Below are 21,209 nucleotides of genomic sequence, written 5' to 3' on the forward strand. Positions count from 1 at the left end.
CTAGTGTTTAAGGCAACACAATCCCTGGAGATAATTTTTCTGGCAAACTTAAGCTTTCACTTTCAAGTGAAGCCATTGGCCAAGCGCAGTAGTCAGCAGCATAAAATGCACTTGCACGGTGGTTGCCTGAAGCTCCAACACCACCAAATGGTGCGGCACTTGAAGCACCTGTTAATGGCTTGTTCCAGTTCACAATACCGGCACGTGCTTCAATGAGTAAGTCATCAAACAGTTCACGTTTTGGAGAAACCAAACCAACTGACAAGCCGAAACGTGTTGCATTAGCAATTTTCAATGCTTCATCAAAGCTGTCATAACGTTGAATGGTCGTAAGCGGGCCAAAATATTCTTCATCTGGAATACCAGCCACACCTGTTACATCAACAATGCCCGGAGTCAGTAGCGAACTGTCTTCTTGTGGACGAGTCATTGCTAATAAACTTTTGGCACCGAGTTCAAGTAACTTTTGCTGAGCATTCATCATGTTTGTTGCAGCAACTGATGAAATTACACCACCCATAAATGGCTGTTGTTCATCGTTCCAGCGACCCACTTTCAGGTTCTTAGCAACTTCAACGAAACGTTGAATAAATGCATCACCTTCTGCACCATTTTTTACCAAGATGCGGCGCGCACATGTACAACGCTGACCCGCCGAAACAAATGCAGATTGAATAGCCAGATTAACCACAGCATCGACATCAACAATTTCATCGATAATCAATGCATTATTGCCACCCATTTCAAGCGCAAGAATTTTTTCAGGTGCACCCGCCATTTGCTTATGCAAGTGATAACCAGTGTTTGCACTTCCGGTGAACAATAAACCATCAATTTCATGTGAAGCAGCTAGCGCTTCACCCGTGGTACGACCACCTTGAACTAAGTTCATTACACCATTTGGCAAACCAGCTTGTTGCCAAAGTTTTACAGTTTCTTCAGCAGTCCAAGGTGTTAATTCACTTGGTTTAAATATAACTGTGTTGCCCGCAAGTAATGCAGGAACAATATGTCCATTTGGTAAATGGCCCGGGAAGTTATATGGACCAAAAACTGCAAGTACACCATGTGGACGGTGACGTAGGGATGCCACGCCATCTGCCATTTCAGTTGAGCTTTCGCCAGTACGCTGGTGATAAGCACGAATCGAAATCGCAACCTTGCCAATCATTGACTGAACTTCAGTTAAGGTTTCCCAAAAAGGTTTGCTGGTTTCTTGGCTAATGACTTCTGCTAAATGTTTTTTATTTTCTTCAAGCAGCTTTGCAAACTTTTCTACAATCGCAACGCGCTCAGCAAGAGGTAAACGTGCCCATGCAGGAAATGCTGTACGTGCAGCTTGGCAAGCTTTATCAACATCAACGGCTGTAGCTTCACCACCTGACCATACAGTTTGGTTATCAACCGGATTTGTTTTTACAAATGTTGTACCGCTGCCTTGTAACCAGACACCGTTTATAAATAAAGAGTTTGACATCAGGATACTTCCATAGGATTTAGTGATAACACACGAACAGCGTGGCCTTCTTGTACACCGAGTTTCTCAGCTTGTTCATGGGTTAAATTTAGAGTGCTATCTACGAGATCAAGCTTCATTAACATGGCTCGATAGTCGTGATAATTATCATTGGCAACAAGATATTGTGTTTTACCTACCGTTACATCATTTGTAATTTTGACAGTTAAAAATTGGCTTTCTTTTACTGCGCGCAACTCATCAATATTGGCTTCAATCGTTGGGCCGGCATCAAAAATATCGACATATCCTTGATAACGTAAACCTTCAGACTCAAGCACATGATAAGCAGGCAGAGTATGTGGATGCATTTTTCCAATTACTTCTTGCGCGTCTTTTGGTAAGAGATCTACATAAACTGGAAAACGTGGCATAAGTTCCGCAATAAAAACTTTTTGACCAATTCCACTTAAATAGTCTGCTGTGGAGAAATCCATATTGAAGAAATGGTGTCCAATCGCATCCCAGAAAGGCGAACATCCATTTTCATCAGAGAAACCACGCATTTCAGCAATGAGTTTCTTCTCGAAATATTGCTTAAAAGCAGCAATAAACATAAAACGGATTTTTGATAAAAATTTACCGTTTTGATTCTCACGACGTTCTGGATCTAAAAATAATGTACAGAGCTCACTGCTTCCCGTTCTGTCATTACTTAAAAATAATGTCGGTAATGATTTGTAGACATTTAATGCTTTTGAAGCGTGAACTTGAGTACCCACGTGAAAGTTGTACCAAGGCTCAATTAAACCTACAGCAACCTCAATTGCACTTACCCCAATAACACGTTGAGCTTCTGTATCTTCAAGAACAAACAAATAACCTTGTTCGCTCTTATGGACATTACCATTTAAAGTATTGCGAGTACGTGAAATTCGAGCCGAAAGCGTATCCATATTTTGTGGCAAGGAAGTCAGGCCAACACCTGACTTACCTGCTAATTTATAAATATCTTCAAGGTCTCGAAACTCGGCATGACGGACAATCATCATGGCTAGCTTTCCTTTTTTTTATTTAGCCAACTTTGCCAAAGCTCTTTTTAAACGAGCAATCCCTTCATCAATATCTTGTTCAGGAATAATCAGAGACGGAGTAAAGCGAACCACGTTTGGTCCAGCAATTAAAGCGAGCAATCCTTCTTCGCCTGCCCAAGTCGTAATGTCTTTTGCTTTACCAGCATATTCAGCTTTTAATACACAGCCAATCAATAAACCTTGACCACGAATTTCATCAAAAACTTGATATTCAGCATTTAAAGTATTTAATGCATCAAGGAAATATTGATGACGGTGTTTTACACCTTCAAGCACTTCTGGTGTATTAATAAACTCAAATACTGCGCCAGCAACTGCACTTGCCAACGGATTACCACCGTAAGTTGTACCATGTGTACCCACTGAAAAATGCGGAGCAAATTTATCAGTTGTTAACATTGCACCCACAGGGAAACCACCGCCTAATGCTTTTGCAGTGGTAAGAATATCCGGAGTAACACCTGAGTTCATGTAAGCATAAAGTGAACCTGTACGGCCTACACCAGTTTGTACTTCATCAAAAATAAGTAAGGCACCGAACTCATCACACAGTGCACGTAAACCTTTTAAAAATTCGATGTCAGCAGGAATAACGCCACCTTCACCTTGGATCGGCTCAACAATCACGGCACATGTTTGTTCGTTAATGGCTGCTTTTGCAGCTTCTAAATCATTAAAGGCAACATGGTTGATACCATTTGGAAGTGGTGCGAAATCTTGTGAATATTTTGGTTGACCACCTGCTGAAACGGTAAATAAGGTACGGCCGTGGAACGCATTATTAAATGCCACAATGCCGCTTTTACCTGCTACACCGCTGTCGAGCCCAACTTTACGAGCAAGCTTTAAAGCTGCTTCATTCGCTTCTGCACCTGAGTTACAGAAGAATACTTTATCTGCAAATGTATTTTCAGTGAGTTGTTTAGCAAGGCGTAGAACTGGTTCATTGGTATAACCATTGCCGACATGCCAAAGTTTTGTTGCTTGTTCTGTTAATGCATTTACTGCCACTGGATGCGCATGACCTAATGCGTTTACTGCAATCCCGCCTGCAAAATCGATATATTCTTTATTTTCTTGATCCCAAATACGTGAACCTTCACCACGTACCGGAATGAAATTTGCCGGTGCAAAAACTGGAACCATCCAGTCATTAAAGTTGCTTCGAGTTACAGAAATTGGCTGTTCCATGCTTACCTCAGTATCTATTTAATTTATTTAATCTGTCTTACTGTCTTTTATTTAATTTGTTTAGAAAAAGGGACTGAGAAAATAACTCTATAACATCCTTTATATTTACTCAGCCCACTTTTTCTAAAAGGTAATTTCCTCAGATTAGCCTGGGAAAATACCGCGTTCTTTACGAGCTTTTAAGATACGCTCACATGCCAAGATGTAAGCTGCTGTACGTAAAGTACAAGCATTGCTGTTTGCTGTATTCCAAACGTCATGCATAGCTTGAACCATCAACTTGTCTAAACGCTCGTTGATTTCTTCTTCAGTCCAGAAGTAGCTCGCCATGTCTTGAACCCATTCGAAGTAACTTACAGTTACACCGCCGGCGTTACATACCACGTCAGGAACCACAACAATGCCACGCTCAACTAAAACATCTTCAGCTTTAGGATAAGTCGGGCCGTTCGCACCTTCTAAAATCAACTTAGCTTTAAGTTTTTCAGCACGTTCAACTGTGATTTGACCTTCTAACGCAGCAGGAATAATGATGTCTACATCTGCAGTCCAGAAATCTTCATCAGCAATTGCTTGCGCGCCAGCGAAACCACCAACACCGCCTTGGTTTGCATTTACGTGTTCACGTAATGCAACAAGATCAATACCGTCAGCATTGAAAATTGTGCCAGTGTGATCTTGAACGTGAGTGATTTTTGCTTTTGATTCAACAAACAAGAAAGCAGCTTCACTACCTACGTTACCAAAACCTTGAACAGCGATTTTCGCGCCTTCAATTGGCAAATTGATTTTTGCAGCTACTTCGCGACCTGTAACGAATACACCGCGACCAGTCGCTTTAACACGACCTAAAGAACCACCTAAATGAACTGGCTTACCAGTTACAACACCAGTTACTGTGTAACCTTGGCTTGTAGAGTAAGTATCCATCATCCAACCCATGATATTGGCATTTGTACCAACGTCTGGAGCCGGGATATCTTTTTGAGGCCCGATAATGTGACCGATTTCAGTCGTATAACGGCGAGTTAAACGTTCTAATTCGCGATTTGAAAGTTTACGTGGGTCAACACGGATACCACCTTTTGCACCGCCAAATGGCAAGTTCAAAACAGCAGTTTTAATTGTCATCCATGCAGATAACGCCATCACTTCATTTAAATCAACGTTTGGATGGTAACGTACACCACCTTTACCAGGACCACGAGACAAGTTGTGTTGTACACGGTAACCTTCAAAGTGCTGAATAGAACCGTCATCCATTACGATTGGCACGTCAACAATAAGCGCACGCTTTGGACGTTTTAATGTGTCGATAAACTCAGCTAAGTGGTCTAAGTACGGAGCAACACGGTCAATTTGTGCCAAGTAAGTTTGCCATGCATCGCTATGTTCGTTTACGTATGAAAGATCTGACATCTTTTTTCCTATTTACCTATACAGACTCAGATGTGATAAATCCGCAGTCTTTATTATTCAGCAACCAAAACCTTGCAATAACAATGTTTTGATTTATTTATAAAATCTTCAGCCCTTTTAAAGCTTTAGACCCTTTAAATTCCATCTTGTGATATCAAAAGTACGATTTACTTTTATATATCGATATCTTTTACAATCTTTCTTTTGCCTCATCTGCTGTCTATAAAAACGTCTTTATAAAAGCAAAAGTCCACCGCAACCAACTCAAACAAGCCGATTGGAAATAAGTACAAAAGAGGTGATACAACCGTTTGGGAGTTAAAAAGAACTCGGGTTCATAAACCGAAAAACCATAAGTCCATAAAATTATTTTTGACTAATCGATAGATCCCTCCATTAGTCTTTTTAAATAAAAATTGTTCATTAATACTGCAAGCTTTATATCGGTACTCAAGCAGATAATTGATGCTTTCATATAGACATAAAATCTTTAAGTAAATATAGCACAGAGCAAGGTAATTTAGAACATTTTAAAATAAACAAGCAGAGAAAAAATAATCAATTTCTCATCTTTTTTATAATAAAAAAGTAACCAATCTAAAAAACACCTTTGAACATGATCATTTTATTTTATGGAAATTAAAAAAATATTAAAATTAAAAATGATCAAAAAATTACCATTTAATAACAATAACTTAATTAACAAAAAATTTCAAAAAACACTCAAAAATTGCAGGAAATTTCATAATATTTTTTTAGTTTGATTTAATTTAAAACAAAAAATGAAATATAAAATTTTCTTCAATATTAAATAACCATGTTAAACATATACTTATTTAAAAACTTATAATAATTAGCTATTAATAACATTCCGACAAATGGTTAATTTATGAATCATTATTTGATTTTTTTATTAAAATAAAAAAAACATTTTTAAAAAAAATATATAAAACATCAGAACCAAGCTCAATTTTTAGACATAAAAAAAGATCCCTTGAGGGACCTTTTTCAACCAAACCAAGTTTAGTTCTGAGCAATCTCTTTCTTACGATAAAAGATAAAATAACTGAGATAGCATAAGACGATAAAAATTAAACAACAAACGAAACCAGCTTGCATTGATGGATCAAATACCATACTCACACAGGTAACAATACAGAATAACCCGCCTACAATTGGAGTAAGAGGGAAAAGTGGTGCAGCGAAACGTAAATCTTTTGCTGTTTTGCCGGCTTTATACCATTGTCTACGGAAGTTAAATTGTGAAACGCAAATTGCGATCCACACCACCACCATTGTAAAAGCAGCAACACCTAGTAAATTTTTGAAAATTGTTTCTGGCGCAAACTGTTCTGAAAGTAATCCGGGAATAGCACCAAACATGGTCACAATAATGGCAACAATAGGTGTTCCAGATGGTGTGAGTTTAGCGAAAATTTTAGGTAATTGATTTTTTGCTGAAAGCGACCACATCATACGTGAAGCAGCAAACAAACCAGAGTTAGCTGCAGAAAGTAGAGCCGTAATAATTACGAAACGGATAATATCTTCTGCATACGGAATACCAATATAGTTAAATACCGTCACAAATGGACTACTGCTCACATCATTTGCATTAAGACCTGCAAGATGAAATGGAAGCAAAGAGCAAATAACAACAATTGTCCCTACAAAAAATATAAGTAAGCGCCAAATTGCTGCATTAATTGCTTTAGGAACAGTCTTCGCTGGATCTTCTGCTTCACCCGCAGCCACACCAATAAGCTCAGTTCCAGAGAAAGCAAAGTTTACTATCAGCATGGTTGTGAAAATTGGAAATAGCCCGTGCGGAAACCAACCTTGAGCAGTCAAATTACTAAACAATGGCGCTGTTTCATGCCCGTGATAAGGAATAAAACCAAAAATCGCGAGCAATCCCAAAGTAATAAAAACAATAATTGTTATAACTTTAATAAGAGCAAGCCAAAACTCAGATTCAGCAAACAACCGCGTTGAACTGATATTGAGGAAAAAGACGAGACCACCAAAAAACAAAGTCCATGCCCAAACAGAAGTAGTAGGAAACCATTCCTTAACAAGTAAAGCTGCGGCAGTAAATTCAGTTCCTAAAGTGGCAGTCCAAGTTAGCCAATATAACCAGGTGATCATATAACCTGTGCCCGGGCCAATATAACGCCGTGCATATTCACCAAAAGAGCCTGATTCAGGCACATGAACTGCTAGCTCACCAAGACAGAGCATAACAGTGTAGGCAATCAAACCGCCCAAGAAATAAGAGATAATTGCGCCAATTGGGCCTGCTTGAGAAATTACGTCGCCAGACCCTAAAAAAAGACCTGTACCTATGGCACCGCCAAGGGAGATCATCACCAAATGTCGAGTACTCATTGCTCGTTTCAAAGGTGCAGAACTTCCATGTTGCGATGCATCATTATTCCGATAATTTAATGATTGCATATAAAAAACTGTAACGACAATTTAGTAAAAAATCATTTTAGGAGAAAAAAATAAATATGCAATTATCTTTGAATAGTGAAGCTATTTTAAGCAACTATTATTATCAAAAATAAAATAGATATAAAAAACAACAAATTAATAAATATAAAAGCAAAGATTGTATTTTAATTAACCCCATACTATTTATTTAATTTATGTATCAACAAAAACCATTAATTTTTAAATATAATAATTTTTCACTTAATTTATCATGACTATTTTTAGTTCTATCTTTATTTAAAAATTAGCCTCACTATTTATTTAAATAATGATTTTTAATTTTACATACAAATAAATTAATAAAAAAATATTTTTTGAGCAAAAAATAAAGCCCAAATTTGATGATTTGGGCTTTATTTAATCAGTAAATTAAATTAAAAACGGGTCAATACAAATTGTTGCGATGGTTGAACTGAACCTTCAATATAGTCACAAACGCCTTGTTCATCACAATCTAAATTGAATTGCTTATAGCTCAATGCAAAAAAATCAGAATATTGTTTAATGACAAATGGACTCATATCCGAGCTTAATGGATCACCTTGTTTAAATAATTTAATAATTTTTCGGTCATTCATACCTAACAAATAAATTTCATTATTTAATTCAATATGTGCAACTCCAGTCTGCTCTGCCACAATCGGAATCAGATACGATGTATTTGCGAGCAACACATCTACAGCATAGCTTTCAAGTTTTAAATTAATTAAATTGAATACTAAGACTGTACCAGAGTGAGTCTGCAAGCCTTTGTTAGAGCTTACAACTTGCTGGCTGTACTGAATTTTAATTCCAAGTTTTTGGAAGTCTTGTTCAGTCGCCTGCTTTGTTTTTACAAGACTACGTGTAATGGCTTGCTTGAGCGGGTTATCTAAATAACGCTCATCTAATTGAAAATCATTTTGACGTAAAATTTTCAATAACATGCTGTCATGGTATGTCAGCACATTCGCAAGAACATTACGGTAATAGAATTTACTTTGTTTTTTAATTTTACGAACGTGTTGATAGAAATATGTTTCATCAAACTCATGTTCAATAAAATCATGTAAAAGACTTGAACTCGCCAATACAGATAAAGCCTCATGTCCTGTAAAAGGCAAATGAACCGTATGTAAACTTGGCAATATTTCTTTTATTTTTAAGTAATGTTCACGATCGACGGCAAAGTAAGGGTCATAAACAATAATATATTCACGACTTGCATCTATATCTTGCAGCTGAATTTGCATGTCTTTATTTGCGACAGCATCAAAGAATTCAGCATAACGTCGGTCTTCAACTTGTTCAGGGTCAATTGAATATTGAGGTACAAATGCAACGATTCGATTCATGTTTAAAAGATTCGAATATTTGATTGCTGCATAGCCGCCCATTGAGCCGCCATAACCTACAATATTTTTAAAACGCTGAATAATAGGCAAAATGGCTTTAGCCATTTCAACCATACTGGCTTTTGGGAACCACGATTTTTGTTTTGGCATAATCCCAATAACATTGTATTGGTACTTTATTAGAGACTTTTCAGCATTGATAGATAAGCCACTCGCTCGGGTAATCAAATCGCCAAAAGAGAGAACTAATGTATTAGAATTGCCTTGTAAAAAAATGGCTCTAATGTGTTCGTCTTCAAAAATAATTTGCTTATCCATGCTCACACCGAAAGAAAATTTACTCCCACATATATCGTCAAAAATGAAACAAAATAGGTGTTTTGCCAATTTATGATTGCGGAGTATCTTATTTTATAGATGCCAGTCAGATTAAAAAGCGCAAAATATGACACAATCCTTACATCCTGCCGCTCAAAAAGGCTTCAGCTCCGCTGCGGAGCTTTATCAGCAAGTTAGACCGAATTATCCATCAGAAATAGTCAGTTGGCTGCAAGAACGCCTCCAAATACATGAAAATTCTACTGTTATTGATCTTGGCTCAGGCACTGGCAAATTCTTACCCTACTTAAAACAAACCCATGCAGATATTCTTGCAGTAGAGCCAATTGGCGAGATGTTACAACAGCTTCAGCAAGCCTATACTGATATTAAAACTTTACAGGCGTTTAGCCATGCTATTCCGCTAAACGATCAACAAACTGATGCGGTCATTTGCGCTCAATCTTTCCATTGGTTTGACAACATTGAAACACTGACTGAAATCCATCGAATATTAAAACCGCAAGGACATTTGGGACTCGTGTGGAACCAGCGTGATGAACGTACGAACTGGGTAAAAGCCCTAGCAGATTTTTTGCTACCCCTTGAAGGTGATACACCGCGTTACCATAGTGAAAACTGGAAAAAGGTTTTTGAAAATCAAAATTTATTTACTTTTGATAGCTTAGAAACTTTTTCGCAATCACAGCATGGTACTGTCGAACAAGTGGTGAGTAAAAGATTACTCTCTACAAGTTTTATTGCAGCAATGACCGAAAAAGATCAATTACAGCTCAAAGCTCAGTTTGAGAAAATTGTTTATGATTTTACAGGGCTAGGCCCACAAGATCAGATTGATTTTCCATATGTCACATATGCATATCACTTTCAGAAAAGTACATCGTCAAATCATAGAGAATAGGTTCGGTTGAAAGCTATGTTAAAAAAAGCGCCTCATATCATTTTAATGTCTTTGCTCAGCTCTAGCCTATTATTGACTGCTTGTAAAAAAGCAGATGAGCCAGCAAAGACCGAACAACATCAGACAAATTCATCTACCGATCAGGTGATGGAAAAGCTCATTGAAAGACCTGTTAAAAAGTTCGCAGCCACTGCTGACGATGCGCATGACATTGCTTTATTAGAAGACTATGACCGTCGCTTTACTGAAATGAGCGATGAAATGGAAACTGAGCTAGAAAAAATGCATGCAGCAGGTACACTTACCACAGAGTTTGAACAGAAACGTACACTTGATAATGTTCGTTCAGCATTGACTATGTTAAAAGACCTCGACTTAAAAACTGAACAAGGTCGTTATATTCAAGGCTTGCTTTATCAATATTGGGAAAACCAAGAAAAACACATCAATGATAAACACGCCAATAAAGATGAACAGGTCAATCAACTGGCTGACTACTTACAAGCACAGAACCAGTTGAAATACTGGAAAGCTTCGCAGCAGCATTAATTTTATAGCGTGCAATAAAAAGCCTTCTGATTAAGAAGGCTTTTTAATTTATATATTTTGTTTTTCAACCCAGTGAATTGCTTGAACACGGAATAACTCACACGCACCATCACCTGTATCAGTTGAGGTTAAAGATGATCGCCAAACTAAATTTTTGTCTTTAATTTCAACCAATTCACCTTTGAGGTATACCAAGTCACCGCGTTTAACTTGTTTAATTTGTTGAGCAATCTCAGGGCTTGCAGGAATGATGTGCATATTAGACACCATTTGCATGGCTTGCTCAGCAGGTACAGGAAGCTTACTCATTTTCCAGTTCAAATAGCGGTCATACTGTTTAACTGAAATAGTACGAGCAATATCTGGTTGAGCAAACAGTCCCCAACTTACCGCATAATCAATCGGTGAAAATTTAGCTTGTTCATCATTTTTATAAATTTTTGAACCTAAAATTCTAAAATTGCCTTGAAATGGTTGTAACACAGAAATTGACTGATCTTTTTCAATCGGTAACAGACCATTTGCAATATTGTATTCACCAGAAGTAGAGGCCGTCGAAGCAAAAGCTGAGCTAATACATAAAGAGGCCAATAAGCCTATCATTACATGTTGTTTTTTCATCGCTTTATACCTCAAATATTGCTAGATCAAATGCAGTAGATCTCAAATTTATGGTAGCGCTAAGCGATAAAAAAAATATCGGAATTTAGTAACAATACAGATCAATTTCGTCTATTTTTGTGCCTAATTAAATAGGTTGTTAATCTTCAAAATCAATTCGTAACGTTTCAAAACGAACCTTTCCTTCTTTTATTGCTTGAGCAATTGCCTGCTGCCCTTTGGTTAAACGCGCTCCCCCACTTTTTATATCAAGTAAAATAATCTGGATATCCTCGGCAGTCCCGTCCCCATCTCTAAAATCGGTATAGCCATCAAAAATAACGTAATCAACTGGATCACCCAAGAACTTGGCATCACTCGGCAAGTATTGAAACTCAGGTAAAATCGGCGCGAATTGTTCTGCCATTTTACCTTTTAATACGGCGCGGCTTGTATTCACACTTCTCTTTTGTGCCTGTGCTAATGCCTGTTGATGCTCAAGCTCTAACTCCGCAATATATTGCTCGTATTCGGCCTTAATTCGACCATTACGGGTATTTGATAAAATGAGCGTAGTGATAATAATACCAATACCAGCACCTATAAGCATGGCCAGCCATACAGACATAAATTTTCCTTAACAAATACATATCATCGCGATAGATGAGCAATCATATCTAAAATTACGGAGTAGCTTAAACTTTTGTCAAAGGTGGTCATCTACTTCGCATAAAAAGATGCTAAGGTATAAAACATAAACACATGTGCTGCTGAAAATAATTGGATTTATGAAAACGATACTTATTGCAAATCAAAAGGGCGGATGCGGAAAAACCATGACAGCCATTACGTTGGCAACAGCTTTGGCACAAAAAGGATATAAAGTAGCATTAGCAGATTCTGATAACCAAAAATCTTCTTTACAATGGTTAAAGCAACGTCCAGAAAATGTAGCTGCGATTCAAAGCCTAGATTGGCGTCATGAAAAATCGATTGGCGACGCGCCTAAAAATTTAGATTATTTAATTATTGATGCACCAGGCGCTCTTTCAGGTGATCACGCTGAACAATTGGTTAGCGAAGCTCATGCCATTATTACACCACTTCAGCCTTCGTTTTTTGATATCGATAGTACACGTCGTTTTCTCAAGCATTTGCAAGACATTAAACGTATTCGCAAAGGTAAAGTACAAATCTTACTGCTTGCAAATCGAGTTAAACCGAACAGCGCCAGTTCAAAAGATATTCAGCAATTTTTTGAAAAAATCGAACATGAACCGATTGCGTGGATTGCAGAGCGTAGTGCTTATGGCAGTTTAGCAATGCAAGGTTTGAGTGTGTTTGATAAACCACAAAAAAACTTTATTGCAATTCAAAGCCAGTGGCAGCCACTTTTAAATAAACTGATTGAAGATAAATCTGAGTGGTTCTAAAAATAACTTTTTATTTTTGTTGAGCAGGGATGTGTACATTAGCATTTCTGCCTAAAATTTGCCTCAGGTCATTTTTCAGTTAATATGGCCACATCCTATTTAAAAAATTAGAGAATTTTTGTTCGTGCATCAATACGCTCCTACTTTACAGCGCGTTTTATTGTTTGGGTTGTTTTTTATCCTGATGTTTTTAGGATTTAACATCCTGAAGTACTTTATTGTACCTGTAGTTTGGGCTGCGATTATTGCCTACATGACTTGGCCTATTTATTTAAGAATCCAGCGTTTTTTTGGTGAAAACCGCCATAATTTGAATGCCACATTGATGATTAGCTTAGTCATTTTAATTGTTGGCGTTCCACTCACATGCGCTATTTTTATTTTGCAGCACGAAGGCCGTAATCTTTATTTCGACTTGCAACGCCAAGTTTTTTCTGGCCATTTAAGCGTACCTGATTTCATTAAAAACTTACCTTTTGTCGGTAAAGAAATAAGCCGAACACTAAACGACATAAATACCGACCCCAATAGTACAATTCAAAGTATTGCAGCTTGGGTTCAAAGCCATTTAAGTTATGGTCGCGTATTACTCAATGAAATTAGTAAAAATATCGTCAAACTTGGTTTCGCAATTTTAACGCTTTTCTTCTTTTATCGTGATGGTCACACCATTTTAACTCAAGTAAGTAAAGCCTTAGAAATGGTGATCGGTCCACGTATTCATCATTATCTCGATACGATTTCAGAAACAACTCGTGCTGTTGTCTACGGTGTGGGTTTAACTGCGATTGCTCAAGCTGTACTTGCTGGATTAAGTTATTTCGTAGCGGGTGTACCAAATCCAATGGTACTCACGATTGCAACATTCTTATTAGCACTCATTCCTTTCGGCACTCCTGTTTCCTATTTAGGCGTTGGCCTATGGTTGTTCTCTCAAGGGCAAACTATGGAAGCCATTGGCGTAGTTTTATGGGGTGTTCTTATTGTAAGTAGTTCGGACAATGTGATTCGCCCTCTTGTGATCTCTGGTGCAACCCAAATTCCGTTTTTACTCATTATGTTTGGTGTATTAGGTGGTATTGCGAGTTTTGGTTTAGTTGGTTTATTTATTGGGCCAGTTATTTTAGCCGTTCTATTAGCGATTTGGCGCGAATGGCTCCATGAAACCATTGATCCTGAACCAATGCCAAAAACCACTATGATTTATGATTCGGATGATGATTTACCACCATCTCAAAATTAAGCCAATGATTTAAAAATGTTTCAGGATACAAAGTGACTATTTAAATTAACTTGTAGGCTTAACGAGCCTTTGCTTGAATAAAAAAATCAGCTTTATATCTATAAGGACATCCAATAATGCCATTATTAAATAAAATGAGTGCAGTATGTGCACTGACAGCCTTATTAACAGTCGGTTGTAGCACGGTCAGCAAAACTGTTTCAGATACGACGCATGCATTAACCACAATGCACACCAAAAAAGTAGTCGATGTGAATGAAGTAACAGCCAATGGGATTGGTAAAAAAATCGGGACAATTAGCTTTCAAGACAGTGATAAAGGCCTGATTATTACCCCTGCTTTAGCAGATTTACCAAGCGGTACTCGCGGTTTCCATATTCATGAAAATGCATCGTGCGACCCTGCTGTTAAAGATGGAAAACCAGGTGCCGCTTTAGCTGCGGGTAGCCACTATAACCCTAATCAAGCGCCACATCATGGTACGCCAACTACAGGACACTTGGGCGACTTACCAGTATTGGTTGTTGATAATAATGGTGTAGCTACCACCGCTGTTATTGCACCACGTTTAAAACTTGCTGACATTCAAGGTCGCGCCATCATGATCCATGCTGGCGGAGATAACTATTCAGATTCTCCTCTACCTTTAGGTGGTGGCGGAGCACGAATTGCCTGTGGTGTAATCCAATAACTTATTATTTTCATATTGTGGGTATCTAAAAAGATATCCACAATTTTGCTATTTTATTAAGCAGTTTAGTTCACTTAATTATTATAAAATCTTAAAAAATTAACTGACTTTTTTAGATAAAGCGCATAATATTTTTCAAGTAATAAAAATTTAAATATCCCTAGTCACGCCCCCTATCATTTAGAAAAAAACCGTGAATTATTTGACTCAAATATTTAATCGTTTTAAAGCGAATTCAATTTTAATTTACTGTCTGCAAATTTTAATTGTACTTACAGGCACAACTTTAGGTTTACTGTGGTTGGGCCATAACGAGCTCATCGTTCCTGTAACCTTAGGTGCGATTGCCGCTGCACTTACCGATTTTGACGATCGCTTAAGTCTCCGTTTACGCAATTTGCTCTATGTTTGCATACTCTTTTTTACTGTCAGCACTATTCTTGGTTTTTTAGCACCTTATAAACTTTTATTTATTTTATATCTTTCAATTTCAAGTGCTGGTTTCATTTTATTGGGAGCCTTAGGCCAGCGTTACGCCACCATTTCTTTTGGTACGATTTTACTCTCGATTTACAGCATGTTTGGTTTAGGAGAATATGCTCACTGGTACCAACAGCCTACTTATTTTGTCTATGGCGCACTGTGGTATGGTCTAACTTCTATTTTATTTTTTCTTTTAAAACCAACTCTTCCTTTACAAGATAAGCTTTCGCAAATTTTTGAAGAAATATCTGCCTTACTTCAAGCTAAAGCACGCTTGTTCGATCCCGATAATAAAGAAAATGTTGAACAGCTTTTATTTGAATTATCACTACAAAATACGCAAGTCGCGCAAAGTCTTAACCAAATACGTAGTTCCCTGCTAACTCGTCTTAAGGCATCACGAGTCAGTAATAAAAGTATTTACTGGTTAAACCTGTACTTTTTTGCCCGCGATATACATGAGCAGGCCACCTCTAATTATCTACACTATGAACATATTCATCAGAATTTTAGCCGTAGCGATCTCATTTTCCGTTTTCAGAAAAATCTCCGTTTACAAGCTCAAGCTTGCCATGATTTAGCACAATGTATTTTGCATAACCAGCAATATCAGCCTTCTCAAGAAGGACAAATTGTTTTAAACCATTTAGAAGGTTCTTTAAAAGACTGGATACAACAGCATCCACAAAATTTTGAAGTTAAAAACTTAAAGCTGATTTTTAATAATTTAAAAGGCATGCATGAACAGTTTGAACAACTTCAATATGCTCAGCCGTTTAATGAAACGCTCAGTCAAAACAAGCAAGATCATCTCAATTTACTTGATGACGATATTCAAGATTTTTCTGACCTTGTTTTAAAAATTCGCCAGCAACTGACTCCACAATCGGCTCTGTTCAGACATGCAATACGAATTGCCGTTGTGTTTGCAGCAGGTTACGGCATTTCACTGCTACCTTTTGCCCAGCACGGTTACTGGATTTTGCTCACCAGTTTATTTGTTTGCCAAATTACTTACTTTGCAACGAAAAGCCGTTTAAAGCTTAGAACAATTGGAACCTTACTTGGCGTTTTATTGGGTATCCCTATTTTGTATTTTGTCCCAAGTATTGAAGGTCAGCTCATTCTTACCATTATTTGTGGAGTTAGCTTTTTCTACTTACGCCAGAAGAAATACGCCTTGGCAACGCTGATGGCAACCTTAATGGTATTGCTCATTTTCAACTTAAAAGGCGCAGGTTTCAGTATTATTTTACCTCGCCTAATTGACACCTTATTAGGCTGCTTTATTGCATGGCTTGCCGTTAACTTTATATGGCCAGACTGGAACTTCCGTAATATTCCAAACAATATTAAAAAAAGTAGCCAAGCCACATTGGATTATTTCAATGTAATTGTTCAGCAATACCAGCATGGTAAAAATCAGGACATTGAATATCGCAGAATTCGCCGTGCTGCACATAACGCACAAATTGAGCTGTCGAATATGATTTCGAGCTTAAGTGCTGAGCCCAATCCCAAACCAGAGCTGATTCATTACGCCTTTCGCTATCTGGTTTATAGTCATAGCCAGTTGAGTTATGTCGCAGCATTAGGCAGCCAAAGACAAAAAATTGAGGATCAACAGGTATTACAGCTCTTACTGGATTGTCAGCAAATCCTTAACCAAAGTTTATTTGAACAAGCTTCTGTTGATTTTAATTTTCTTGAGCAAACTTTGAAGCAAATACAAAGCCTAACAACTCATGAACACTTTTCAGAAAGCTACACTCTTGTTTTAAAACAAATGAGTTTATTATTAGAAACCTTGCCTGAGCTATTAATCCTTAAAGGCAAACTTTTAAAACAAGAGATTAAATAAACATAGAGTTTTTATTGAGGATAAGAATGCATTTCCCAAAAATTCCTTCGATTCTTTCTTTGATTTTAATACTGCTGAGTAGTAGTTCTTATGCATTTGAAAGGACTGATTTAAAAAAGATTATTGAGTGTAAATCTGATTATTCGACCTATTCAGATTTTGCTTTCGAATATGATGAAAATTTAACAGCGCTTGGCTTTAAAAGAATTGAAGATTCAGACCAACCTTTCATTTATTTATATAAAACCAATCAACCTATTGAACTATTTGGGTTAAAGACAAACGAGATTGCTTTGGCTGGTCAAGGTATAACTGCCGTTTTTCGTAATGTAAATGTTCAGCAACTTTCAAAGAAATTTGATATTCCTCAGCATCCTGATTTTACAATGCTTCCTTTGTTTAGAGGGGTACGTACAGTTAAAACAGAACCTGCAACTTCAGACTCAGTTACTTTTTACCACAACTTGAACTTATCAGAAATGAAAGGGAAAAAGCCAATGGTACTGTTAGGTTGTACCTATGAAGCAGACCGCGAAGAGATGGAAAAAATGTTACAAGAATGATAAAAAAATACCGGAATATATATTCCGGTATTTTTTTAATGTAAGTCTTGGGCAACTCTTTCCTGCATTTCCCGTTTTAAAGCTAAACGTGGCTGAGTAAACCACAGCGCAATAAATGCAAAAGCAGATAAGACAAAAGCCCATAAATGAAATTGAGTATAGAAATAACGCACCAACTCAATCATTGCAAAAAAGCTCGTCATCAATAGCATTGAAACAGCGGCAGCCACAGTTCCTTTTGATACTTCAGATGACATCAGTGCAAAACGGTACAATACTGAAAAGCTAATTCCTTCACCAAAGCAAATGAGTGTCATACCCGTAAGCAAACAAGGAATTAAATAGGTTTGCCAGACAACGCCTAATATTAAAATGAGTGTCCCAGTGAGCATAATCGGTAAACCAATTAGGACTGTTTTACCTAAAGCCAAACGGTCAATAATTTTAATTAAAACGATGTTACCAACAATTAAGCCTAAAAATACTGGAAATTGAGCTAATCCATATTGCACACTGGTTAGCTTGAGTTCATCAACCAAAATAATGGGTGATAACGCAATCCAAAGCATAAGCGGCATACCTACAAGCGGTAGCGCGAGTGTTAAACCAAGGAATTGCCGATTGCTAAACACTTTTTTAAAGTCATCAAAAAGATAGCTAAAAGGTTGTTTAGTTACACTCACCTTCTGACTCGGCATTTGTTTCTTTAAGCCAAACCAACTTAGCAGTGCAAGTAAAGCAATTGCCACAAAGCCCCAGTGCCAAGACACATAATCAATTAAAAATGCGCCAAGTACAGGTCCGAGCAAGGGTGCAAGCAATGAGATATTTGCCATAAGCGCCATGACTTTAATAGCATCACGCTCGGCAAAATTTTCTTGAATCGCTGCATAGCCCACTGCTGAAATTACACTTAGACCAATACCTTGTAAAAAACGTAATGTCAGAAAGTGTTCAATTTGTCTTGTTAATAAAATTAAAAAACAGCACAAGGCAAAAAATAAAACACCGGCCAAAAGAACTTTCTTACGACCCAATCGATCTGATAAAGGCCCAAGTAACCAGGCAACAGATGCACCGCCTAATAAATAAAATGACATTGAAGATGGTGCCCAAGTTGCACTCACACCAAAATCTTCAGTAATTGCCAACATGGCTGGCTGAATCAGGTCATTACCAATATAAACCGCAAATTCAAATAGCACTAAAGCTAAAGGAAACATCAACGTTGTACGGTTCAACGCTGTCGTTTGAATATTATTCATGAGTTGTACACTTCAAAATAGCGGCCAAAATGTCTCAGCAACTACATATTGAAATAAATAATGTAGTCATCACGATGACAGTATGGTCAGTCAATCTTTAATTAAGTTTTTATATGCCGTGAGAGTGCATGTTTAGAATGTGAAACACCGTATTCACAAGGTGTCTAAGACAAGAAAAAATGTATGACGTGAGATTCGGTAATTTTTACCATTTGGCTTAATTTCCGGATGACACAATATCACTTTTTATATTGATCAGCAATCGGACAGTTTCATCCATTTAAAATTCTATATTTTGCTTAGCATCAACTCATTTTTATATTGTGAATAACCTTGAAGTTATCCACATATATCCTAAAGATTCAGCCTTAAGGACAAGGATTGACTTGGAAATCTGTTGTTTCCTGCCCTTGTTTACATTGATAACTTTGTTTTTTATTTACGATTTTCCAAATGGTCTGATCACGCTTTAATAAATATTCGGTACGTGTTTTTGATATAGCATCTTCGCTAGGCACAGTTTGCAAAATAGTTACTTGTGCATTAGAAGCATCATCCAAAGCATTCATTTGTTGTGAAATACTTAAATTACTCGCATTATTTAAAAGGTTTGGTTGATCAATCAAAACTGCTTGTATCGGACTATTGGCTTGGGGTGTAGGCGGGTTTGTATTCGGTGTACATGCGCTCAGAATCAATAAATTACTCACCATGAGTAAACCAATTTTTTTCATACTCAACTCCACCACAACTTCACGTTGATGCTAAAGGCTATAAACAAACTTTTCCATTCAACTTTGTAAAGTGTTTATGTTTAGAGAGAAAAATTAAATAATTTTTTAATGCATAATTCATGATTTTTAATCAATAATCTTTTTCCGATTACTGCATTTTTCTCTAAGAGTAAGTTCACTAAAGTATGCATCAATTTAGGAATTTAATTAGAGTAACTTTCATGAGCAATATTTTAGTGATTAATGGTGCCAAACAATTTGCCCATTCAAATGGTGAATTAAATGACACACTCACGGCTTTGGCAACGGACCATCTCACTGATCTAGGCCATGAAGTTCAAGTGACTCGTGCAGATAGCGACTACAATACAGAAGCCGAAGTAGAAAAATTCTTATGGGCCGATGTTGTGATTTACCAGATGCCAGGCTGGTGGATGGGTGCACCGTGGACTGTAAAAAAATATATTGATGATGTATTTACGACAGGTCACGGCTCACTATATGCAAATGACGGTCGTAGCCGCTCAGATGCTTCAAAAAAATATGGTTCAGGTGGCTTAATTCATGACAAGAAATATATGCTATCACTCACTTGGAATGCACCTATGGAAGCATTTGATGATGCTGATCAGTTCTTCCACGGTGTGGGCGTAGATGGTGTTTATTTACCGTTTCATAAAGCCAATCAATTTTTAGGTATGAGCACGCTTCCAACTTTCATTGTAAACGACGTAATTAAAATGCCTGAAGTTGATCGTTACGTTGAAGAATATAAAGCACACTTAAACACTGTATTTGCAGCAGCTTAATCAGGAGAAAACCATGCTTACCATTATTGCGGAAATTCGTACTCAATCAGGTGGACAGCATCGCCAAAACGTATTGGATGCTTTTCAAAAGATCATTCCAACTGTTTTAGCAGAAGATGGTTGCCATGGTTATGAACCTTTAATTGATCACAAATCAAATGCAAGTTTCCAAACGCAAGAGCCTGACACGATTGTCATGCTAGAAAAATGGGAAAGTGTGGCTCATCTTGAAGCTCATTTAGCTACACCTCATATGCAAGCGCATCATACAGCCGTTAAAAATGATGTCGTTGATGTCAAAATTAGAATTTTAGAAAGCGGCGTATAATTTAACCCATAAAAAAAGACGATATATTTATCGTCTTTTTATTTTTAAGAACAAAGTTGGGTTTGGAACCCTCTAGAACCTTTCCCTCGCGCACATTGGTAGCTTGTTTGCTTATTTTGCAATTGCCACTTTTCATCGACCAATTTAAATGAATATTCTGTTCGAATTGCTGAAACAGAATCATCCATTAAACCGGTTTGTATAACGGTAATACGGGAAACCGTTGGAGATTCTACACGGTTAAATACTTGCTGAACTGAGGTATTGTTATGCTCTTTTACAATCTCAGGTTGAGCTTTAAGTACTTGTTGCATCGGGGTTTCCGAACCCACAAAAGGAATCAATTTACTTGTCGTCGCACACCCAGTGAAAAGTCCAACACAAAGTGCTGAAATTAAAAATAAACGTTGCATTCTTAT

20 protein-coding genes are annotated in these 21,209 nt (G+C 37.3%); 9 read left to right on the plus strand and 11 right to left on the minus strand.

Going from position 1 to position 21,209, the window contains the following annotated elements; genetic code table 11:
• Positions 1-7: 7 nt before the first annotated feature.
• The 6 genes from astD to AC056_RS10880 all read right to left on the minus strand — a co-directional run bounded on the left by astD (position 8) and on the right by AC056_RS10880 (position 9,308).
• Complete coding sequence (gene astD / locus AC056_RS10855; protein ID WP_077163610.1) at positions 8-1,477, minus strand: succinylglutamate-semialdehyde dehydrogenase; 1,470 nt, start codon at positions 1,475-1,477, stop codon at positions 8-10.
• On the minus strand, positions 1,477-2,508 hold the full coding sequence (gene astA / locus AC056_RS10860; protein ID WP_077163611.1) for an arginine N-succinyltransferase: 1,032 nt from the start codon (positions 2,506-2,508) through the stop codon (positions 1,477-1,479). Before astA ends, astD begins: the two co-directional genes overlap by 1 nt.
• 18 nt (positions 2,509-2,526) lie before the next feature.
• Positions 2,527-3,741 (minus strand): aspartate aminotransferase family protein, encoded by a 1,215-nt coding sequence (locus AC056_RS10865; protein ID WP_068932525.1) that lies wholly within the window; start codon positions 3,739-3,741, stop codon positions 2,527-2,529.
• A 144-nt stretch (positions 3,742-3,885) separates the two neighbouring features.
• Positions 3,886-5,160 carry a Glu/Leu/Phe/Val family dehydrogenase gene (locus tag AC056_RS10870; RefSeq protein WP_077163612.1) on the minus strand — a complete coding sequence of 425 codons (1,275 nt, stop codon included), beginning with the start codon at positions 5,158-5,160 and terminating at the stop codon, positions 3,886-3,888.
• Positions 5,161-6,183: 1,023 nt separating this feature from the next.
• Entirely contained in the window at positions 6,184-7,617 is a 1,434-nt protein-coding gene (locus AC056_RS10875; protein WP_077163613.1) for an amino acid permease, read from the minus strand.
• 413 nt (positions 7,618-8,030) lie between these two features.
• Positions 8,031-9,308: a hypothetical protein gene (locus AC056_RS10880; RefSeq protein ID WP_077163614.1), complete on the minus strand. Its 1,278-nt coding sequence runs from the start codon at positions 9,306-9,308 to the stop codon at positions 8,031-8,033.
• 127 nt (positions 9,309-9,435) lie between these two features.
• Between AC056_RS10880 and AC056_RS10885 the strand changes: the two genes are divergently transcribed.
• Together AC056_RS10885 and AC056_RS10890 are read left to right on the plus strand one after the other, a co-directional pair.
• On the plus strand, positions 9,436-10,230 hold the full coding sequence (locus tag AC056_RS10885; RefSeq protein ID WP_077163615.1) for a class I SAM-dependent methyltransferase: 795 nt from the start codon (positions 9,436-9,438) through the stop codon (positions 10,228-10,230).
• Positions 10,231-10,245: 15 nt separating this feature from the next.
• Entirely contained in the window at positions 10,246-10,779 is a 534-nt protein-coding gene (locus AC056_RS10890; protein WP_077163616.1) for a hypothetical protein, read from the plus strand.
• A gap of 48 nt (positions 10,780-10,827) precedes the next feature.
• Here the strand turns inward: AC056_RS10890 and AC056_RS10895 are convergent, their stop codons facing one another.
• Positions 10,828-11,400 carry a hypothetical protein gene (locus AC056_RS10895; RefSeq protein ID WP_019457834.1) on the minus strand — a complete coding sequence of 191 codons (573 nt, stop codon included), beginning with the start codon at positions 11,398-11,400 and terminating at the stop codon, positions 10,828-10,830.
• Positions 11,401-11,539: 139 nt separating this feature from the next.
• Positions 11,540-12,007 (minus strand): Holliday junction resolvase-like protein, encoded by a 468-nt coding sequence (locus AC056_RS10900; RefSeq protein ID WP_002048811.1) that lies wholly within the window; start codon positions 12,005-12,007, stop codon positions 11,540-11,542.
• A 160-nt stretch (positions 12,008-12,167) separates the two neighbouring features.
• Between AC056_RS10900 and AC056_RS10905 the strand changes: the two genes are divergently transcribed.
• The 5 genes from AC056_RS10905 to AC056_RS10925 all read left to right on the plus strand — a co-directional run bounded on the left by AC056_RS10905 (position 12,168) and on the right by AC056_RS10925 (position 17,654).
• A complete protein-coding gene (locus AC056_RS10905; protein ID WP_049066453.1) occupies positions 12,168-12,812 on the plus strand; it encodes a ParA family protein in 645 nt (214 codons plus the stop codon).
• 124 nt (positions 12,813-12,936) lie between these two features.
• Entirely contained in the window at positions 12,937-14,055 is a 1,119-nt protein-coding gene (locus AC056_RS10910; protein WP_039250553.1) for an AI-2E family transporter, read from the plus strand.
• 116 nt (positions 14,056-14,171) lie between these two features.
• On the plus strand, positions 14,172-14,747 hold the full coding sequence (gene sodC, locus AC056_RS10915; protein ID WP_077163617.1) for a superoxide dismutase family protein: 576 nt from the start codon (positions 14,172-14,174) through the stop codon (positions 14,745-14,747).
• A gap of 193 nt (positions 14,748-14,940) precedes the next feature.
• Entirely contained in the window at positions 14,941-17,091 is a 2,151-nt protein-coding gene (gene yccS, locus AC056_RS10920) for a YccS family putative transporter (RefSeq protein ID WP_077163618.1), read from the plus strand.
• 26 nt (positions 17,092-17,117) lie between these two features.
• On the plus strand, positions 17,118-17,654 hold the full coding sequence (locus AC056_RS10925) for a hypothetical protein (RefSeq protein WP_077163619.1): 537 nt from the start codon (positions 17,118-17,120) through the stop codon (positions 17,652-17,654).
• 35 nt (positions 17,655-17,689) lie between these two features.
• Here AC056_RS10925 and AC056_RS10930 read toward each other — a convergent pair whose 3' ends face one another.
• On the minus strand, positions 17,690-18,919 hold the full coding sequence (locus AC056_RS10930; protein ID WP_077163620.1) for an MFS transporter: 1,230 nt from the start codon (positions 18,917-18,919) through the stop codon (positions 17,690-17,692).
• A gap of 368 nt (positions 18,920-19,287) precedes the next feature.
• Positions 19,288-19,653: a hypothetical protein gene (locus AC056_RS10935; protein ID WP_077163621.1), complete on the minus strand. Its 366-nt coding sequence runs from the start codon at positions 19,651-19,653 to the stop codon at positions 19,288-19,290.
• Between the two features lie 221 nt (positions 19,654-19,874).
• On the opposite strand from AC056_RS10935, the gene AC056_RS10940 reads away from it, so the two are divergent.
• Both AC056_RS10940 and AC056_RS10945 read left to right on the plus strand, forming a co-directional pair.
• The gene (locus tag AC056_RS10940; RefSeq protein ID WP_077163622.1) at positions 19,875-20,462 is read left to right on the plus strand and encodes an NAD(P)H-dependent oxidoreductase; all 588 of its coding nucleotides are present in this window, start codon (positions 19,875-19,877) and stop codon (positions 20,460-20,462) included.
• Positions 20,463-20,475: 13 nt separating this feature from the next.
• Entirely contained in the window at positions 20,476-20,790 is a 315-nt protein-coding gene (locus AC056_RS10945; protein ID WP_077163623.1) for a putative quinol monooxygenase, read from the plus strand.
• A 44-nt stretch (positions 20,791-20,834) separates the two neighbouring features.
• Here the strand turns inward: AC056_RS10945 and AC056_RS10950 are convergent, their stop codons facing one another.
• Positions 20,835-21,203, minus strand: coding sequence for a hypothetical protein (locus AC056_RS10950; protein WP_049066352.1), 369 nt, complete (start codon positions 21,201-21,203; stop codon positions 20,835-20,837).
• Positions 21,204-21,209: the final 6 nt, after the last annotated feature.

This window comes from Acinetobacter genomosp. 33YU (genome assembly GCF_001990725.1).
Taxonomy (GTDB): domain Bacteria; phylum Pseudomonadota; class Gammaproteobacteria; order Pseudomonadales; family Moraxellaceae; genus Acinetobacter; species Acinetobacter seifertii.

Bases quoted from the DNA above. Each gene is read 5' to 3' on its own strand.
- astD (WP_077163610.1), bottom strand. From the start codon at position 1,477: ATGTCAAACTCTTTATTTATAAACGGTGTCTGGTTACAAGGCAGCGGT.
- astA (WP_077163611.1), bottom strand. From the start codon at position 2,508: ATGATGATTGTCCGTCATGCCGAGTTTCGAGACCTTGAAGATATTTAT.
- AC056_RS10865 (WP_068932525.1), bottom strand. From the start codon at position 3,741: ATGGAACAGCCAATTTCTGTAACTCGAAGCAACTTTAATGACTGGATG.
- AC056_RS10870 (WP_077163612.1), bottom strand. From the start codon at position 5,160: ATGTCAGATCTTTCATACGTAAACGAACATAGCGATGCATGGCAAACT.
- AC056_RS10875 (WP_077163613.1), bottom strand. From the start codon at position 7,617: ATGCAATCATTAAATTATCGGAATAATGATGCATCGCAACATGGAAGT.
- AC056_RS10880 (WP_077163614.1), bottom strand. From the start codon at position 9,308: ATGGATAAGCAAATTATTTTTGAAGACGAACACATTAGAGCCATTTTT.
- AC056_RS10885 (WP_077163615.1), top strand. From the start codon at position 9,436: ATGACACAATCCTTACATCCTGCCGCTCAAAAAGGCTTCAGCTCCGCT.
- AC056_RS10890 (WP_077163616.1), top strand. From the start codon at position 10,246: ATGTTAAAAAAAGCGCCTCATATCATTTTAATGTCTTTGCTCAGCTCT.
- AC056_RS10895 (WP_019457834.1), bottom strand. From the start codon at position 11,400: ATGAAAAAACAACATGTAATGATAGGCTTATTGGCCTCTTTATGTATT.
- AC056_RS10900 (WP_002048811.1), bottom strand. From the start codon at position 12,007: ATGTCTGTATGGCTGGCCATGCTTATAGGTGCTGGTATTGGTATTATT.
- AC056_RS10905 (WP_049066453.1), top strand. From the start codon at position 12,168: ATGAAAACGATACTTATTGCAAATCAAAAGGGCGGATGCGGAAAAACC.
- sodC (WP_077163617.1), top strand. From the start codon at position 14,172: ATGCCATTATTAAATAAAATGAGTGCAGTATGTGCACTGACAGCCTTA.
- AC056_RS10925 (WP_077163619.1), top strand. From the start codon at position 17,118: ATGCATTTCCCAAAAATTCCTTCGATTCTTTCTTTGATTTTAATACTG.
- AC056_RS10930 (WP_077163620.1), bottom strand. From the start codon at position 18,919: ATGAATAATATTCAAACGACAGCGTTGAACCGTACAACGTTGATGTTT.
- AC056_RS10935 (WP_077163621.1), bottom strand. From the start codon at position 19,653: ATGAAAAAAATTGGTTTACTCATGGTGAGTAATTTATTGATTCTGAGC.
- AC056_RS10940 (WP_077163622.1), top strand. From the start codon at position 19,875: ATGAGCAATATTTTAGTGATTAATGGTGCCAAACAATTTGCCCATTCA.
- AC056_RS10945 (WP_077163623.1), top strand. From the start codon at position 20,476: ATGCTTACCATTATTGCGGAAATTCGTACTCAATCAGGTGGACAGCAT.
- AC056_RS10950 (WP_049066352.1), bottom strand. From the start codon at position 21,203: ATGCAACGTTTATTTTTAATTTCAGCACTTTGTGTTGGACTTTTCACT.